Genomic DNA, 20,584 nt, shown 5'->3' on the forward strand with positions numbered 1-20,584 from the left:
TTCTGTTGATCACTCAATTTAAAAAATCGATGCTTGGGAGCCTGATGGCTGTCACTGTTTTTTTGGCAGTTGCAGGCACAGCTCAGGCCCACTCTCTTTGGGTAACTCTGTTTGAATCACATACCCATGAGCCGGGCCATATTGTCTCTGTTATCGGATGGGGGCATACCGCACCATTTGACGATTTGTTGGCATCACCGAATGGTTCCGCGTCTATCGAAGATTATTATGTGATGGCGCCAGATGGGAAAAAGTTTCCATTGGGTGTACCGACTTCTGAAGCGACACTTGAAAAGCATGAACCCTATACACACATTGCCCGCAGTGATGCCGGAATCCGCAAGATTGATATCTTAAAGGATAGTCCGGAAGGTACGTATCAGGTTGTTGCTAAGAATAAAGAAGGCTTCTTCACACGCTATACAAATACCAACGGTAAAATGCGTATGGCTCCAAAGCCGATTGATCAGTTGAAAGATGTGAAAGAAGTTTTGGAAAGTGCAAAATTTACCATGGTAGGCAAATCCTATTATACTGTTGGTAAATGGAGCACTCCTAAGAAATTGGGTACCGAACTTGAAATTATTCCAACATGTGATCTTTCAAATGTACATCCCGGTGACATGGTTACTTTTGATGTCTTCTTTATGGGTAAGCCCGTAACAACAGATAGTAACGCCATTAATTATATGACGTTGACCAGCGACACCTTTGGCGGGCCGGACGGCTTCTTCCTTTCAGCCTATATAATGAACGGTAAGACACAGTTCCGGATACCGGAAAACGGGCATTGGGTGGCCAATGTTTACATCTCGCAGGATGTAAAAAAAGACGGTCCACTGGCAAAGCTTGCTAAGCAATGCAGCAAAGTTTTTTCCGGCGCCACTGTCAGCTTTACAACTAATCCGTAACATAATGCCCCGCTTCGGCGGGGCAAACTTATTCAGGTGGGTTCATGTCATTATCCTCCCCTATCTCATCTCTTCAAAAGACCATTTATCACTGGCTTCTTGCAGATCTGCAACAAACGCTCAGCAGCTCTGTTTGCCCAGATACTCCATTATCGGATCAAGGGATGAGTTCTATTCAAATTGTGCAACTTACCGAAAGGCTCGAAAAGCAATTTGTATTGTCACTTACTCCTTCATTTGCGTTTACTCACGCTACCGTGCGGGCGTTATCGTTCGCGGCGGCGACTATTGCCTTGCCGCAAACTGATGTAGGGTCTGTAACTACACATGCTCCACACGAACCGGTTGCGATTGTGGGCATGTCTTGCAATATGCCAAATGGCTGTACTTCTCCAGAAGCCTTCTGGGAACTTATTGTCAGTGGCGAAAACGGTCTGACAACCATCCCGGAAAATAGATGGAATACTGCTCAGTTTTTTGATGAAGAAAAGCAGGTGGGCAAAAGCTATGTGAAGATGGGGGGATTTCTTGACGATGTAGATGCTTTTGATGCGGATTTTTTTGGAATTTCCCCGCGTGAAGCGATCATGATTGACCCGCAACATCGTGTCTTACTCGAAACCACATGGCACGCTATTGAACAGGCTGGGATTTCCCCGCGAAGCCTTTCTGGATCAAGTACAGGTGTTTTTATGGGGATCAGTGGCTGCGATTACGCACAGCGTGTGTTGGCGTGTAAAAATGATCTATCTATGCATGCGGTCACAGGAACATTTACAAGTATTGCGGCTCAACGAATTTCATATCATTTGGACCTGCACGGACCGAGCATGGTTGTTGATACTGCCTCATCTGCCTCTCTTTCAGCTATTCATACGGCCGCTCAGTCTATTCGTTCCGGTGAATGCTCTACTGCCGTTGCAGGTGGTGTGAACCTGATTCTCTCACCGGAAATGCATATTGCATGTTCACAAGCAAATTTAATGGCAGATGATGCATGTTGCAAAACATTTGATAATCGCGCAGACGGCTATATTCGTTCGGAAGGTTGTGGTGTGCTGGTGCTTAAAAGTCTTTCTAAGGCAAAAGCAGACAATGACACCATTCTTGCCACAATTATTGGTTCTGGAATGAATCAGGATGGTCAGAGCAATGGTATAACTGCCCCGAATGGTGACGCGCAACGCGCCTTATTGAAGCATGTGTTGGATGTTGCCGATGTTCCACAAGAAAGTGTCCAGTACATAGAAGCACACGGAACGGGAACGGCTCTGGGTGATCCTATTGAACTGACTGCAATTGCTGAGACGTATGGTGAAACAACCCGTGAACATTCCATTGTTGTTAGCTCCACAAAGCCATGTATGGGGCATGCTGAATCCGCTGCAGGTATAGCAAGCGTCATCAAAACGATTCTTGCTATGAACAAGAATACGATTCCCGCACAATATGGATTTTCATCGTTAAACCATCGTGTGAAATCTATCGCTAACAAATTTATTGTTCCTAGTGAAAACATCACTTGGACAAGTCTTGTTGCGGATAGCTCCTCCCCACTGCGTGCAGGGGTAAGTGGTTTCAGCATTGGTGGAACAAACGTTCATATTTTGCTTGAAAAAGATCAGGCAGATGTTGTGAAAAAACATGCTTCTCAAAAGAGTCCAACTGACTCGCCTTTGCTTTACGCTCTTGCAATTGGCAGCCTCTCCCCTGAAAGGCTTGCAGATCGTTGCCACAGCGTCGCAGAGCATCTAGCTACTATTTCTGAAGATCATTTTTCTGCCTTTGCGAACGGTTGCGCCGCTGCAATGCAGTATGAACGTGTACGAACAGTTGTGTCAGCCGATTCGTATGAAGAATTATTAGTGACCTTACGGAACACTACAGCCGATTCTTTCGCACATATTGCGCCAATTTCTGACGCCCCCGCTATCAATGCGTTTGTTTTTTCCGGACAAGGCGCACAGCGTGAAGGGATGGGAAAAGAACTATATCAATGCTTCCCTGTTTTCAAAGAGGCAATTGATGCGTGCGCTTCAGTTACAAAGGATCTGCTTTCGGTTGATCTTAGAGAACTGCTTTTTGAAAGCCCGCAAGGAATGCTCAATGAGACCTGCTACACGCAGCCGGTTCTTTTTGCCTATGAATATGCTTTAGCAAAGTTACTGCAAAGCTGGGGGGTTGAGCCGGACATTCTGATGGGACACAGCATTGGTGAATATGTTGCTGCATGCATCGGTGGCGTATTTTCTTTGTCCGACGCACTTTCTTTGGTAGTACTTCGCGGAAAACTTATTCATCAGCTCCCTAAAGATGGCGGTATGCTTGCTATCTTGGCATCAAATGATGTTGCTCAAAATTTTGTAAATCGTGCGACTTCGGCTGGATTCAGTGTTGATATAGCCGCAATAAATACTCCGACAAATATTGTGCTGAGTGGGAAAACTCAAGCGCTCGAATACATAGCCGACCTCGCAGAGCAAGAGAGCGTGCGCGCCGTTCGTCTTGCGGTTTCTCATGCTTTTCATTCTTGCCTGCTCGATCCAGTTCTTGATGAATTTTACGAAGCAGCCCGAAACATTTCGTATCACCCACCAGTTATCCCGCTGATATCTAATATCTCCGGAACAATTGCAGATAGAGATGTTATACAAACTCCTGAGTATTGGCGCGATCATCTTCGTAATCCAGTACTTTTTGCGCTAGGAATACAGACTGTTGTCGGAATGGGGGCTGAGAGCATAATTGAAGTTGGGCCGTTGCCAACTTTGACGAATATGGGCAAGCAATGCGTTACACAAATGGATCTACGATGGGTTTCTTACCCTTCTGGCGGCATTATTCCTTCAACAGCATCTGCTGCGGGGCTATTCCTTAATCAACTCGTTGAAAAAGGGTATGCTCTTAACTGGGAATCCATTTACCCTTCTGTAAAAAAAGTTTCTTTGTCTCTTACCCCATTTATAAAAACACGTTTTCTTCTCCCTGCCTTTGATGGAGCGCATACCGATATTGCAGGAAGCATGTCGGCAACCGCACGTATAGACACGGCTTTAGAATTAGAGAACTCCAACAACATTGTGCATAAGGGGCATCCCTTGTTGCAATGGATCGCAAAAGAGTTATGGAACACCCCAGAAGCCATTGCACTTGATCGCCCTTTAGGCTCTCAAGGCGTTGATTCTTTGATGGGCTTTCGGTTGATTGAACAAATTCAGGGTGCGACTGGCGTTTCCATCTCACTCTCAAAGCTTATGCAGGGTGCAACTCCCGCAGAGCTCATTGCAGACATTGATGCAGCAACTGACGTACGTTGGGCAGATCAGAACGAAAACATTGAGTCTGCGCAGGCCATCCATAACCTTGCTGCTCAGAATATTACGCTTTCATACGTGGAGGAAAAACGAAGCAAATTCGCTCCAGAGTGGGCGCGCTATTCCCCATTCCCTCTTACAGATATTCAGCATGCATACTGGATTGGACGTGAGGACACTGGAACCGGCAATGTTTCATGCCATCTGTACCTTGAACTTGATTGCGCTGAATATGATACAGAGCGTGCCCATTATGCGGTTAATGCATTAATTGAACGACATGAAATGCTTCGGGCAGTCATTCATGAAAACGGTATGCAGCAGGTTTTACCAAGGGTTCCAGAGTATCGCATCGCAGAAACTACACTTGTTGAAGCGACTGCTGAGAAAACATTGTGTGCAACTCGTGGTGTAATGTCACACACTGTGCACGATAGTTCTCAATGGCCGTTGTTTGAGTTGCGTGCCTCTCATAAGCCAGATGGTACAATCAGGTTACATATCAGCTTTGATCTACTTATAGGTGATGGCTTGAGCTTGCTTGTTCTCGCACAGGATTTGGCGACACTGTACAACGAATATTCATCAACAGGCGTAGGTTGTTCAAGCCTTGCGCCTCTGACTTTGTCCTTTAGGGAGTGTGTACTTGCTGATCAGGCACGGCATGCAACTGAAGGATATGAGTCAGCCAAAACGTATTGGTTGAACAAGCTTACTGACATTGCGCCTGCACCAGAGTTGCCATTAAGAGCACATCCTGAAGATACCAGAATCTTTAAACGGCGTAGCGGTAAGCTTCCTGCCCAGCAATGGAACAATATAAAACAGATCGCAAAAGAACTGAACTTAACTCCTTCTGGACTGTTATTGTCGGCGTTTTCTGAGGTGTTGAATTTATGGAGCAAGTCTTCAGAGTTTTCAGTGACACTGACCATGTTCAATCGTCCAAGCGGACATGCAGATGCTCAATTAATTGCAGGTGACTTTACTTCTGCCCTAATCCACTCCGTTGATATGAAAGCAGGCAAAACCTTTGCCGAACGGGCTCAGGCTGTTCAGACAAATCTTTGGGCTGATCTTGAGCATCGCAGCTATTCAGGTGTTCGTGTTTTACGACAGTTACGTTCTCAAAATCTACCATCTGCAATGCCTGTTGTGTTTACCAGCATGCTTCCTATAACAACTCAGGAACCTAAAGGCTTTTATCCTGAAAACTTGGATGAAGGTTTTATTCTTGATGTTCCGTACGGTGTTTTTCAGACACCTCAGGTCTTTTTTGATCATCAAGCATGGGAAGAATCCGGAAATCTTCGCTGGAACTGGGATACTGTTGAAGGACGATACCCTGAGGGTCTACTCGATAGTATGATGGAGAGCTACACCGTCTTTCTTGAAAATTTGGCGCAGTTTAGTCATACGTGGTCAGCGCCACAACCATGCGTACTGCCACCATATCAGCAAGCAAAGAGGCTTGTTGCCAACGATACCGCAACGGCGTTGCCTAAAGGGCTGTTGCATGCGCCTGTTTTGCAGCGAATTACAGATCATCCAGAGGCTCCTGCTGTTGTTTTTGATGAAGAAACAGTTTCTTATGGCAGTCTAGGTCAGTCTGTCGCGGGAATTGTTAAACGGCTTGGACAATTCGAAATTGCATCTGAAGAACTTATTGCTATCGCACTGCCTAAACATTGGGCGCAAGTGAGCTCCACTCTAGCCATTCTTCAGTTGGGTGCAGCATATTTGCCTATAGACCCTAGCCTTCCACAAAGCAGAGTCTCTGCCATCCTTGAACAGGGTAATGTCCGATTTGTCCTGATGCTTGAAGAACAACAGGGAACCCTGATTGTTCCAGAGCATGTCACTTGTATCCCCGTAGACACTCTTTCTAGTACTGTGCCACTCAGCTTGCCAGATTACCCAGCATCTCAGCTGGCGTACGTAATTTTCACTTCCGGTTCTACAGGTACGCCAAAAGGCGTCGCCATCAGTCATGCGGCAGCGCGTAATACTTGTGAGGATATGAATAGGCGTTTTGCGGTAACAGCACGAGATGCTGTTCTCGGTATTGCTCGGCTCAATTTTGATTTGTCTGTGTATGACATCTTTGGAGTGCTTGGTGCCGGTGGAACACTTGTATTTCCGGCTCAGGATCAACTTCGCGACCCTGATGAATGGATTCGTTTGATTACACTGCATGGCGTTACTATGTGGAACTCTGTTCCGGCGCAAATGCAGATGCTTGTTGCTTCGCTCGAACAACAAAGCCAGCCGTCAGATCTTGGCATGTTAAGGCTGTCAATCATGAGCGGAGACTGGATTCCGACAACACTACCGGAACGTTCCAAAGTCGTACTGCCGTTAACGGAACTACATAGCCTTGGAGGCGCTACAGAAGCGTCAATATGGTCGATCCATCACCCTATTAAAGATGTCTCATCTGACTGGGCAAGTATCCCTTATGGCTCCGCCATGGCAAACCAGACGTTCCACGTGCTCGGTCAACAGGGTGAAGTTTGCCCAGACTGGGTAACTGGAGAATTGTATATTGGCGGAGTCGGACTTGCTTCTGAATATTACAAGGATAAGCAAAAAACTGCTGCCGCTTTTGTCTTGCATCCACAAACCAAGGAACGCCTGTATCGTACTGGGGACTTAGGTCGCTGGCATCCGAACGGATATATTGAGTTCATCGGGCGAGAAGATTTTCAGATAAAAATTCGAGGCCATCGTATTGAACTTGGCGATATTGAAGCAGCGGTTCGAAATGTTGAAGGAATTTCAGACGTAATAGCCATAGCTGTTTCTCGTTCCTCCGGTGTTCATATGATTGCAGTTTTTGTGATTGCTTCAAGCAATACATCTGGAGCTGTTGAATCTATCGTAGCTCATTGTGAAGAGACCCTCCCCGACTATATGCAGCCTGGGGCGATTATTCTACGCGATAGTTGGCCTTTAACTCCAAGTGGAAAAGTAGATCGCAAGCAGCTTGTGGTTTCTGATGATGCCTTGTTGCAGCCAGCGAATGGTGAAATGGAAGATATTGTTCTTCCTGTCACGCCTGAAGAAGCTCAGCTTCAAGAAATATGGGAAAATCTTTTAGGAATCAGTATTCCTTCTGTAACGTCACAGTTTTTTGCGCTCGGTGGTGATTCCTTGCTCGCAATTAAGCTTGCGAGTGCAATTCGCACTTCACTGAGAAAAAATCTTCCCCTTGGAAAGGTTTTTGAACTGGCAACAATTAAGGAGCAAGTGACTTGGCTTGCAAGTCAGCCGCATATTGTTGACGAACTCCCGACTCCAAAGCATGTGCCTGAAAATCAATTTGCGCCGTTTCCTCTTACAGAAATCCAACAGGCGTATTGGATGGGGCGTGGCGATATCTATGCTCTTGGCAATATTTCCACTCATATCTACTTGGAAATAGACACGTCACTTACAGATTCACAGTTGCTTAAAGAAAGCTGGAATACACTGATTCAGCACCACCCTATGCTGCGCGCTATTGTCACCAAAGATGGAGCCCAGCAAATTCTGGATACTGTTCCAACGTATTCCTTTGCTGAGCTAGATTTGCGTGAACAATCTGTTGCTATGACGAAACAAGGTTTGGCTAATACCCGAAACGTCCTCTCGCATCAGGTGATTGATACAGACGTCTGGCCACTGTTTGACATCAGACTTAGCAGACTTGAAGAGGCTACAACCCGCATTCATTTAAGCTTTGATGCGTTGTGTGTGGATATTTGGAGCCTATTTCTGTTGCTTGACGAATGGCACAAACTTTACACCACGGCTGGTGACACTGCGGTTCTTTCTAAACAAGGGCTACGGTTCAGAGATTACGTTAATGCAGTTGAAGAATTTCGATCCAGTACCACCTACGCAACGGCGAAAAAATATTGGTGCTCCCGAATTTCGTCGATCCCTTCCGGCCCTGAGCTGCCGCTACAAAAACAACCGTCTGAAATTGCGACACCGCATTTTACACGCCTTGAGCATCGTTTTGAAGAAGCCATGTGGAGAAAGCTAAAGCAGCGTGCAGCTTCTGAAGGGATTACTCCATCATCTTTGCTTTGCGCAGCATATACCAAAGTGCTTGCCCGTTGGAGTAAGTCTTCAGACTTTTCCATAAACCTTACGTTATTTAACCGTCTCCCTATTCATGAAGATGTGAACCAGATTGTGGGTGATTTTACGTCACTTACGCTTCTCGAAGTGCATGATGTTAACAGTTCCTTCAGCGAGCATGCCAAAACTTTGCAACAACAGCTTTGGAAGGATTTGGATCATCGTGACTTTAGTGGTGTAGAAGTGATGCGTGAAATAGCTCGTGCTAATGGCGAAAACCACGCAGTTATCCCTGTTGTCTTTACAAGTGCCATTGGTTCAGAAGCGCTTGGTAGAGATGCTTCCGCCATCGACAAAATAGGGAAACAGCAATTCTGCCTTACACAAACTCCACAAGTATGGCTTGATCATCAGGTTTACGAAAATAAAGGCGACCTCATTTTCAACTGGGATTTTGTTAAAGAGCTTTTTCCGCATAATCTGATTGAAGATATGTTTTCTGCATATGTTTCAATGTTAGAGGCACTAGCTGATGATGCAGGCTGGAAGACAACGGACCTCGTTGCGCTCCCAGAAGAACAAGCACTACGGCGTGTAACGTACAACAACGAGGCGCTTTCTATCCCGCAAGGAAACCATCATCGATTGATTTCCTCTGGATTCACCGGTTTTGCAAACACGCATCCTGAAGCATCTGCGGTTGTAACACCCTCCAGAACTTTGAGTTATGGTGATCTACATGCATATTCGTGTGCTGTAGCAGAATATTTAAGTTCTAATGGTGTGCAAGTCGGCAGCTCAGTTGCAGTTGTTATTCCACGTTGTTGCGAACAGGTTGCGGCAGTCATGGGCGTTATTTATGCAGGATGCAATTACGTACCGATTTCACCAGAAAACCCTGCACAGCGTACAAGCCTTATTCTTGAAAGCGCCAGCATTACGCACGTTCTCACCCTTTCAAAACTTGTGTCTTCCTTACAACTTCCAAGCAATGTTTTGCCTGTTGCTGTGGACTCTCTCACGTTTGACGCAAGTGCACCAATTGCGTGGGAGATCCCACAAACTTCACCGCTCTCCCCTGCGTATTGTATTTTCACATCCGGTTCCACGGGAACTCCTAAAGGGGTGGTGCTCAACCATGCCGGCCCTTGCAATACTTTTGATGATTTGAAAGAGCGTTTTCGCCTCACACCACAGGACCGTGTCCTTGGATTGGCAAACTTAACGTTCGACCTGTCAGTCTTCGATATCTTTGGAATCCTTGACGCTGGAGGCACTCTTGTATTTCCAGAGCCTGAGAGAGAAAAAGACCCAGTGCGTTGGCTTGCCCTACTCGAAGAACATGGTGTTTCTGTTTGGAATACTGTGCCGATGATGATGGAGTTACTTGTTGAATATTGTGAGATGCGAGGTGAAAAACTTCCAGCTTCACTTCGACTCGTAATGATGAGTGGTGATTGGATTCCGCTTTCACTGCCGGAACGAATTGCGGCGCTCTCTTCACGTTGTGAGGTCATATCTTTGGGCGGTGCGACTGAAGGTTCTATTTGGTCAATTCTGTACCCGATTAAAGAACATAATGCGGAATGGAATAGCATTCCGTACGGATTTCCGATGCATAATCAGGAGTTTCATGTTCTGGATCGGAACCTTTGTGCAATGCCTGAATGGGCTGTTGGTGAGTTGTATATTGGTGGCGAAGGTCTGGCTCTCGAATATCTTGGAGACGCACAGAAGACTGCTGAGCACTTCATTGTACATCCGCAAACAAACAGGCGTTTGTACCGCACTGGTGATTTGGGCTTTTTCCATCCAGATGGAACTATCAGATTTGTTGGTCGTAATGACACACAGATTAAACTCCGTGGGCATCGTATTGAGTTAGGAGAAGTTGAGTCTGCTGTTAATGGGTCATCTGCAATTAATCATTCAGTAGCGGTTGTAACTGACGATGGGCAGAACAAGTCTCTTGTTTTGTATTGTCAGGCGGTGTCGACTGAACAGCTTGCTCTTGCTGCAAATGACCTTTGCGAAACAGCTGTTTCATCAGCAGTAAGTACACGACTTCAGCTCACAATGCAGCTTGAGGACGCCCTGCCTAAGTATATGCTGCCAGACTATCTCATATTTGTAGATACCTTCCCGCTCACCTCGAATGGGAAGATCAATAGAAAGCAACTTCCAACGGCTGAAAGTTCGGACGTATTTGCTCCGCCGAGCTCTTTTTCTATGCAAGAAGACACAGTGCAAACATTGATGAATGCAAAGAACTTCACGACTTACAGTACGCAGATTACGGATCTGGCAAGCGTTATCGAGCAAAAGCTTTCTGAGTTAGCAAACATTTCATGCCATGATCATCAAACGAGCTTTTTTGAACTTGGCGCGAATTCTCTTCACTTAATTCGTTTGCAAAATGCTTTGATGCAGCATCTGGACATTTCTATTGATGCCGTAATGCTATTTGCAAATCCCACAATCGAGCAGCTTGCTGTGGCGCTCCATGGTTTGCAGCACCCTGTTACAGAATCAACATTACATGTTCAGGCGGAAGTTTTGCCAGATGGGGCTGAACCTGCCCCTCGTTCGCCTCGTAAGCGGAAACGTGTTAAACACCACCGCGAGTCATAAGGATATAATTATGAGTGATAAGCTTGTTACTGACGCAATTGCGATTATCGGTATTGCGTGTCGTTTCCCTGGTGCTGCCGATAAGGATATGTTCTGGAAGAACCTTCAGAGCGGTAAAGATGTTCTTACTACTTTTACGGAAGATGAATTGCTTGAAAATGGTGTGTCGCCAGAGACATTGAAAAATTCTGATTACGTACGACATGGATACCCGATCGACGATATTGAAATGTTTGATGCTTCCTTGTTCGGGTATTCCCCAGCGGAGGCAAAGCGTATTGACCCGCAGCAGCGGCTCTTTTTGCAATGCGTATGGACAGCGCTAGAAGACGCAGGTTACGCACCGGACTCCAGACTTCATACCGGCGTATTTGCCAGTGCCAAAATGAGCACCTACCAAAATGCCTTATCTGATCCGAATACCATTGGCACAAGCGCGGCATTTGCTTCTGTGCTTGGTAATGACAAAGATTACATAGCAACACGTACCTCTTTTAAACTTGGGCTTACAGGGCCGAGCTTTGCTGTACAAACGGCATGTTCCAGTTCGCTTGCTGCAACCCATTTAGCCGTTGAAAGCCTCATTTCCGGTGAATGCGACATGGCGCTTGCTGGTGGAGTCTCAATTTCAATCCCGCAACGTGTCGGATATACGTATGAAGAAGGGATGATTTGCGCTCCAGACGCTAAATGCCGTGCCTTTGACAAAGACGCTGCGGGCATTTGTGCCAGTAATGGGGTAGGTGTTGTGCTTCTCAAGCCGCTTGAAAACGCGGTTGATGATGGTGACAATATTTATGCGGTTATTCGTGGCTCTGCTATGAATAATGATGGTGCAAATAAAGCAGGATTTACTGCCCCGAGTGTTTCCGGCCAGTATAACGTTATTCGCGATGCACTTTCTGTTGCAGAAGAATCTGCTGATAATGTGAGTTATGTGGAAACGCATGGCACTGGCACGTTGCTCGGTGATCCCATCGAGATTCAATCTCTGACAAAAGCATATCGGGAAGATACTGACGCAAGTGGTTATTGTGCTATTGGTTCTGTCAAAACTAATGTCGGACATCTGGACACAGCAGCTGGCGTGTGCAGTTTAATAAAAACGGCACTTGCGCTGCACCATGAAGAAATTCCTGCAACGCTTCATTTTTCAACGCCTAACCCGCATATTCCGTTTGCTGCAACGCCTTTTTTCCCTATTGCAAATTCCACTGCATGGAAAAAACGAAATGATATGAGGCTGGCAGGAGTGAGCTCTTTTGGAGTCGGCGGAACTAATGTTCATCTGATCGTACAAAGTGCAGCGGATATTGTTCCGTTAAAAAAGCGCGAAACGCATCCTGAAGCTGCGCAGCTTGCAAGTCCCGACGCTCCTTTTATGCTTCCACTTTCCGCGAACGATGCAGACCAATTGAATGTGTTACGTAACAATGTTGCGCAGCATTTACTAGAGCACCCTGATGTAGATTTACCTGCTGTAATGCACACGTTGTTTAAAGGAAGAAAGCATTTTGCTCACCGTGTAGCTGTGAGTGAAAATTCTATTGAGAAACTTGCAGAGACGCTGCGTGCAGCTAAACTTACCTCGACAGATCACCCACCGAAAATTGGGATGATATTTACTGGTCAGGGTTGTCAGTACACTGGAATGGGTAAGGCTCTTTTTGATCACTCTACAGTTTTTAAAAATGCGCTGTTGCGGATTGAGAATGCCCTTGTGGATAGCCTTCCATACCCTTTAACCGAGCTGTTATTCAACGAGACTCATGCTGAGATGTTAGATCATACCAGCATCACACAGCCTGCAATTTTTGCTGTGCAGTATGCTCTAGCAGAATATTGGAAATCGCTTGGTGTAATTCCCGTTGCAGTTACCGGTCATAGCATTGGTGAGTTTGCGGCAGCTTGTGTTGCGGGTATTATGACTCCCGAAGATGCTGCGCATCTAATCGCTCGTCGTGGTGAACTTACAGGCTCCCTTCCCCAAGGTGGCGGGATGTTGGCAGTACTTGCCAAGGAAGAAGAAATTCATGAAATCCTTTCAAGCCATCCTGAATTTGTTCTCGACATAGCCGCGTACAACGGAATTGAACACATAGTACTCGCTGGAATAACGAGTGATTTGCAACAAGTTAAAGTGATACTTGAAGAGTCCGGTTTCTTTTGTAAGCTCCTTAGTGTGTCTCATGCATTTCACTCTCGCTTTCTTGATCCTGTCCTTGATGACTTTCGTGCCGCTACGGCGGCGTTAAACCTTTCTAAGCCTGTACTGCCTTACATTTCCTCTTTTACAGGGAAAAAGGAAGGCACTTTACCTGCCACGCCTAAGTATTGGGTGAGTCATCTACGTAATCCTGTACAATTTGTCGGAGCGATGCGCGCTTTGTGTGATGAAGGTTGTGATGTGATTCTTGAAGCAGGACCGCATCCTATTTTGATTGGCATGGCTAAGAAATTTATTGAATCCTCAAAGCAAGATAGCATTCAGTGGATCTCCTCAATGCGTCGAGGAGATAGCACATTACAGCCAACATATGATGCCATAGCGTTCTTGTATCAAGCTGGTGTGCAGATTCGTTGTGACACTTTGGTGAATGGAGCGGCAAAGCAAGTTCCACTACCTACCTATCCATTCAAGAAAGAAAAGCATTGGGAGCCTAGAACCATCTGCTCTTCTGCTGAGTATACAATTCCTGCGGTACAAAGAGGAGATGCCCCTTTCTACATTGCACAAGTGCCGCATCCAACCTCAACATTTACGGCAGAGATTGGGCTGGATACTTTCCCTGCCCTTGAAAACCATTGCATCAATGGCGAGCTGGTTGCACCGCTTGGTATTCTTACAGAACTGTTAGCCCAAGTTTGGGCTGCCTATTCTGGTGAAAAAGCAGCTGTGAGCATTGCAGAAATTACGCTCCATGCTCCGGTATTGCTCGATGCAGCCATTCCTCAAACCATTCATGTGTTACCGCAGGAGAATGGAAGCATTTCCGTGCAACAGCAACGAGGTGACGTATGGGTATCCTGCATGTCTGCTGTTGTTATTACACAGTGCAGTGCCCTCCCTGCTGTATCAACCTTAGCAGATGGAAAGAGGTTTTCTAAACAGGATTTACCGGAAGTATTGCGAGGTTTCGGGTCGGATAAGCATGGTGATGCATTGTGGACGTTTACTAATGCTATGGTGGGGAGCTCCGCTATTAGCGCGAATATTCTGTTACATGACAAGTTGCTTTCCGGTGCACCAACAGGTGCAGATAAAGGGGCAATGACTGTTCACCCTTCCCTCATTGATCCATGCATTCAATTGCTAGGCGGATTTGTAGACTTGTTTACCGATGAAACAGGTGCACCCTGCATATTGCTTCCGACATCTTTACAGGCATCTACCACGTATGGTTCGCATTCAAACCAAGTGCATTGCGATATTCAATTACTAGAAAAAACAGAACGAGTTGTTTCTTGCGACATTCAACTTCGAACTCCTGAAGACGTCGCCATTGTGGAGCTACACGGGCTCTCATTTATTAAGATTCCGTCGGATGCTCAAAACGCGCTACACAATTCAATAAGTCCGTATACCAGGCTGGTCTGGAAGAAGGCAGAAAACGTTTTGGATAATAAACTGCATCTGTCTCAAAAGTCAGAAGTAGCGGACAAACAAGATGTTGAAAGCGCATCAGCTCTAGAGCTGGCTCCTCTCTCTACCGATTTTACTTTTGTTTCTGCACCTACCGAAGTTGAGAAGTTAGCTTCTCTTTTCCCATCAGCACAGATTGTTGATGTTACCAAGATTCAAACTGTTTGTGCCGAGAAAGTTCTTTTTTATGCTGAAGGCTCAACCATAAACATGATTGTTGAAACGATGGTGGCTCTTGCTTCTTCTCAAAAGATTAAAGAGTTGGTTTTAATTACTCATCACGCCATTCGTATTAACGATGCGGAGTCTGTAAATCCTGATCAAAGAGTGGTATGGGAACTTGGTCGTGTGTTTACGTCAGAGCACCCTTCTGTTGTTGTAAGGATGCTTGATATTGATGACATCAGCGAATTACAGGCAATTCCTGTTTCTTTAAAGCTGTCACAGTATGCGCTTCGCAATAAACAGTGGCACTTGCCTTGTCTTGTTGGTGTAGAAAAAAGCCTCAAGTCAAATATCCTCGCGCCTGTTACAAGTACAACAACTCTTGTTACGGGCGGTACCGGTGGTTTAGGAGTTGAGCTTATTACTCAGCTTGTAAGCGAAGGGCACAAAACCATCCTTGTCACCGCACGCTCTAAACCTAAAGCACATGTTGCAGCAGTTTTTGATACTCTTCGTAAAAAAGGTGCGGATATTGTTTTTGAATCAGCTGACATTGCAAATGCGAAAGATGTACAGCGGGTTCTTGCGCCGTGTGGTTCTTCTCTTCCGCCTCTTGGGACTGTATTTCATCTTGCGGGTCATACAAGTAATAGCTCTCTTTGTGATCTAACTGCCGATGGTTTCGCTGTGACATCAAACGCAAAGATAGTTGGTGCAGCGTTACTTGATGAATACACAAGGGCGCACCCTGTTGAACGATTTGTTCTCTTTTCCTCTATTTCGACCCTGCATGGTATTCCTACCGCTGGTGTCTATACCGCATCAAACGGGTACTTAGAGGCCATGGCAGAACAACGTCAGCAGGACGGACTGGAAGCAACTTGCATTTGCTGGGGGCCTTTTGCTGATTGCGGGATGCTGTCTCACGATATTGAAGGGCACCACGTTCGAGAAACTCTTGGCATTAATGCTTGGTCACCCGAGGCTCTTTCGTACCTTAGAGAATTCCCGAATGAAACGGCAGTATGCACCCTTGCAGATATCGATTGGGTTAGATTTAGCCAAGCTTTGGAATCAGCCGGAACTCCGTTGGCGTTTGCCGTGGACAACTTTTCTGTACCACAGCCAGTAGAAACCACGACGGATATTTCGGCTAGATCTGATTCCACAGGCATTTCTACAGATAATTTGGAAGAAAACATCACGCGTTCAATAACACAACTGTTGCAAGTTAGCGTGGCTCCGGCACGCAATGAAAACTTGTTAATGGCAGGATTGGACTCGTTGTTATTCCTTCAGTTATCTCAGAAAATTAGAAAAACTTTGGAGGTACGAATTACGCCTGCAGAAGTTTTTGCAAATCCTACCATCGAAAATATATGCAACATTATTTCCGGCAAATTGCTGCCGGAAATGGATGTTGAAGAACCTGAAGTGGTTCTTGAGGATAGTTTAGAACTTGGTGAGGCGTTCCCCTTAACAGATACTCAATATGCGTACTGGGCTGGACGAAGTGAAACAATGCCTATGGGCAACATTTCATGCCATAGTTACGCAGAGTATGATGTGGAGTCACTTGATCTAGCCAAGTATAATGAGGCGTGGGATGCTTTGATTCAACGTCATCCGATGCTCCGCATGATCATCACTGACAAAGGCCAGCAGCAGATACTTCCGAAGGTACAATCACTACATATCGCACATGAAAATTTATCCACTGTTGCCGATGAAGAGCAGCAAGTGCAGATGGAACGTGTGCGTAATATGCTCTCGCATAAAGTGCATGAGACCTCTTGCTGGCCGTTGTTTACGGTTCAGACGGTGCAGTTGCCAAATGACGTCACTAGAATATGCATGAGCATTGATTTGTTACTTGCTGATGCCAGCAGCCTTCAGATTTTAATGCGTGAGTTACGCGACGTGTACTCAGAAGGACTTATAAGCAGCGTTACCACTGGTATTAAAAAGCTTCCAACGCTCGAGTATACCTTCCAAAAATACATCGCTGATGCTCAAGAGTTTGCTGCGAGTGATGATGGTGGAAAACTTCTTTCTGCAGCTGAGTCATACTGGGACAATAGGCTGGAGTATCTTCCTCATGGACCAGAGCTTCCCATTTGTGTTGCTCCTGAAGCCATTAAGGTTCCGCGTTTTACGCATCGTTCGCACGTCCTAAAAAAATCCGTATGGAGTGCCTTAAAAAAACGTGCCCAAGCGCATGGTCTTACTCCTTCTCTCCTACTCTTAAGTGCTTATGCAGATGTTCTGGCTCGTTGGAGTCATAGTAAGGCTTTCTGCCTGAATGTGACGCTATTCAACAGACAACCCTTCAATGAGCAGGTGCGAGAGATTGTTGGTGATTTTACTACATTGAGTTTACTTGAAATATCCAACAACCCTGCTGTTCCATTTATAAAAAGAGCTGCCGCTGTACGTGACCAATTTTGGACAGATATGGAGCACACATCTCTTTCTGGTGTGGAAGTCATCCGTAAATTAACCCGTAGCGGCAAACTTCCATTTGGTGAGAGTTATCCCGTAGTCTTTACAAGTAATATTTCCGGTGGGAATGCATCAGATGTGCTGCTTGAAGCACTAGGGACGCGTGGATTTAACATTAGCCAGACGCCACAGGTATGGCTGGATAATCAGGTGCATGAGGATAAAGGTGATCTTGTTATCCATTGGGATTCTGTGGATGAACTTTTTCCTGAGAATCTTATTGAAGAAATGCTTAGTGCATATGGGCTTATGTTAACGCAGCTTGCCGGTACTGATGCTTGCTGGCAGCAAAATGCCTTTGACTATCTACCGCAACGGACCCTTGCGACGTTAGAGGCAATGAATGCGACATCTGCGCCGTGCTCAGCCCATAATTTATGGTCGTTATTTGTGAAACAGTACAATTCTGTCCCTGATGCCATTGCGATTATTACTCCTAATGAACAAATCTCGTATGGAGAACTTGGAGCGCGTGCTGCTGGATTTGCCCGTGAATTAACCAAGCGCGGTGCTACCCAGAAAACGCTGGTTGGAATTAGTCTTCCTAAAAGCATAGATCAAGTTGCAGCAGCGTTGGGCACGCAGGCAATAGGTGCTGTTTTTGTTCCAATTGATCATGAACAACCTGCCATACGTAAGCAAACTATTGCACAGGAAAGTATGCTTTCCCTCGTTATTGCGTATGAATCTTTTGACCCGACCATTACTCACATTTTGCCTTCTTTAGCGACAGATTCCCTTGAACATTATGAGGGACCAACTTCAGTGGATGACCTGGCGTATATTATCTTTACTTCCGGCTCTACTGGTAAGCCTAAAGGGGTGAGTATTACACACAAAGCGGCGGTAAATACGCTGCTGGACATAAACAAAAGATACGACATTTCTAACAATGACGTTGTATTTGGCGTGTCCCGTCTGACTTTTGACTTAGCGATTTATGACATTTTTGGTGCGTTTGCAGCCGGTGCCACACTTGTTCTGCCGGAGGACTCCAGACAAAAAGACCCAGCGCATTGGATTGATTGTTTAGCTTTGAACGGATGCACCGTTTGGAACTCTGCTCCGGCTCTTATGCAGCTTGCAATCCAATATGCTCAAACTACCGAGAAAACGTTCCCGGCACTTCGTTTGGCAATGCTCAGCGGTGATAAAATTGTTCCTGATCTGCCACAAAACCTTCACTCGATTGCTCCTAATGTAGAAACTCATAGCCTTGGCGGTGCTACGGAGGCTTCAATCTGGTCAATTTGCTATCCTATTGGTTCGCATAAGCCGGAACATGGCCCCGTGCCTTATGGACGTCCAATGGCAAACCAGCAGTGGTATGTTCTTGATAGTGCGCTTGAACCATGCCCTGAACATGTAATTGGCGAGTTATATATTGGTGGTACCGGCCTTGCTCAAGGGTATTATGGACGCGATGATTTGACCAAGAAAGCGTTCATCACTCATCCCGCCACTGGAAAGCGAATTTATCGCACTGGAGATATGGGGACGTTGAATCCTCAAGGTCATCTTACTATTATTGGCCGAAGAGATTTTCAGGTTAAAATTCGTGGGCACAGAGTTGAGCCTTCCGAAATCGAACATGTTCTTTCTAAACATCCAAAGGTCTCTCATATCGTCGTTCTTCCAATCATCGGACAGAACGGGATGACACTCGCTGCGTACTATTCAGGTTCTGCTTCCAAGCAGGAGCTCACGGTGTATGCCACCGAACAGTTACCGCGTTACATGGTCCCAGCTCATTATGTGTCTATGAATATCTTTCCAATGACGCCAAGTGGCAAAGTCGACCGTAAAAAACTTCCGAAGCCGGATGTTGAGATCGTTGCAGATACAAAGCAGGAAAATGCAGAGCTGACCCCGCTGCAGGATGCCGTTGCAGAAGTTTGGAACGAGTTATTGCAGCAGGAATTCACACCTGTTGATATGGATTTCTTTAATGCGGGTGGTGATTCTGTCCTTGCGGCTCAGTTAGTGCTTGGCATTCGTGGAAAATTGGGAATTACTCTTGCCCTACCGCGTTTGTTTGAAAATCCGACGATTGGCTTACTTAGCCAGCACATTCTGGAATCACATCCAGATGTAGATGAGACATTACGCAAGCGTTTGTCAGGGGAGAATACAGAGGCTTCGAAACCAAAAGAGTCAAAACCAGATAAGACAACATCTATCGTCGATATTGTACACGTCGACATATTGAAAAAGCATCCTGTTTGCAAATATGTACCGACGATTTCTCACCCCCCACACGGTGGACAGAATACGTTTACACATCCGTTTCTTACTGGTGCCACAGGCTTTTTAGGCATTCATGTTCTTAAGTCGCTCTTGCAAAATGATGTCTCGGGTGTCACTTGCCTTGTGCGTGCCACTGGAAAGGATAGCGGTTTAAAAAGGATTCTTGATACGGCGGAAGTCTATGGTTTTTCTTTGGAGAGGTTCAAAGAGAAAATCCAAATAATTACTGGTGACTTGTCACTCCAATATTTTGGATTGGAAGAAGACCAATTCCTTGAACTATCAAATAATGTGGATGCAGTATTCCACGCCGGTGCTCTGGTTCATTACATTTATTCCTGCGAAAGCTTGCTTGGACCTAACGTTATCGGAACACGAGAAGCAATCCGTCTTGCATCAACCGGCAATGTTAAACCATTACATCATGTATCAACGGTATCAGTCTTCTCACCTCTTAGAAGCAGTGATGATCTGCTTATCCTAGAAGATGAGCAGATTGAACAAGACATGGATGTGTTTGGTGGATATCCGCAAAGTAAATGGCTCGCTGAACGACTTGTTCAGAATGCTATCAATGCGGGTTTACCAGCTTATATATACCGTCCGGGGCTTATTACCGGCACGAGCTCCAAAGGAATATGGAACAAGGAAGATTTCTTGTGGCGCGTTATCCAAGGGTCTTTGAAGGCTGGTGTTATCCCTGATCTGGAACGTGTTGAAAACTTTTTGCCTGTAGATACAGTTGCAGAAGCTCTTGTTCATATTTCTCGCGGCACACTGGAGCATAACGTTTATCATCTGGACGGATTTAACCCTGTTTCATCTCGTCAGTTGGTAGAAGAGCTCAGGCAGGTCACATCTGCATTGCAGGTTGTCCCCTATGCTCAGTGGAGAAAAGCGATTGCGCAGCCGGAGAATCCGCTCTACCCCCTTCTTCCTTTATTACCTGACGATGTGAATCCAGAGAGTATCTCCCGGCAATTCCGTTTCGATAACTCGAACGCACGCAAAGCCTTGCAAGGTAGTGCGGTGCACTTCCCAGCGTTGGAAACGCTACTCCCTGTCTATATGCAAAGCATGTTAGCTTAGTATTAAGAAATGGC

At 45.8% G+C, this 20,584-nt stretch carries 3 protein-coding genes; all 3 read left to right on the top strand.

Going from position 1 to position 20,584, the window contains the following annotated elements; translation table 11 throughout:
- Positions 1–5 precede the first annotated feature (5 nt).
- From MKHDV_RS11995 to MKHDV_RS12005, 3 genes are read left to right on the top strand one after another with little or no spacing between them, the layout of a single operon-like run.
- Positions 6–911 (top strand): DUF4198 domain-containing protein, encoded by a 906-nt coding sequence (locus tag MKHDV_RS11995; protein ID WP_216846917.1) that lies wholly within the window; start codon positions 6–8, stop codon positions 909–911.
- Between the two features lie 44 nt (positions 912–955).
- Positions 956–10,924 (top strand): non-ribosomal peptide synthetase/type I polyketide synthase, encoded by a 9,969-nt coding sequence (locus tag MKHDV_RS12000; RefSeq protein ID WP_160715615.1) that lies wholly within the window; start codon positions 956–958, stop codon positions 10,922–10,924.
- A gap of 10 nt (positions 10,925–10,934) precedes the next feature.
- Positions 10,935–20,570, top strand: coding sequence for a non-ribosomal peptide synthetase/type I polyketide synthase (locus tag MKHDV_RS12005; RefSeq protein WP_160715617.1), 9,636 nt, complete (start codon positions 10,935–10,937; stop codon positions 20,568–20,570).
- Positions 20,571–20,584: the final 14 nt, after the last annotated feature.

Source organism: Halodesulfovibrio sp. MK-HDV, from assembly GCF_009914765.1.
Classification (GTDB): Bacteria; Desulfobacterota; Desulfovibrionia; order Desulfovibrionales; family Desulfovibrionaceae; genus Halodesulfovibrio.

Coding starts and splice junctions, on each gene's coding strand:
- MKHDV_RS12000 (WP_160715615.1), top strand. CDS start 956: ATGTCATTATCCTCCCCTATCTCATCTCTTCAAAAGACCATTTATCAC.
- MKHDV_RS12005 (WP_160715617.1), top strand. CDS start 10,935: ATGAGTGATAAGCTTGTTACTGACGCAATTGCGATTATCGGTATTGCG.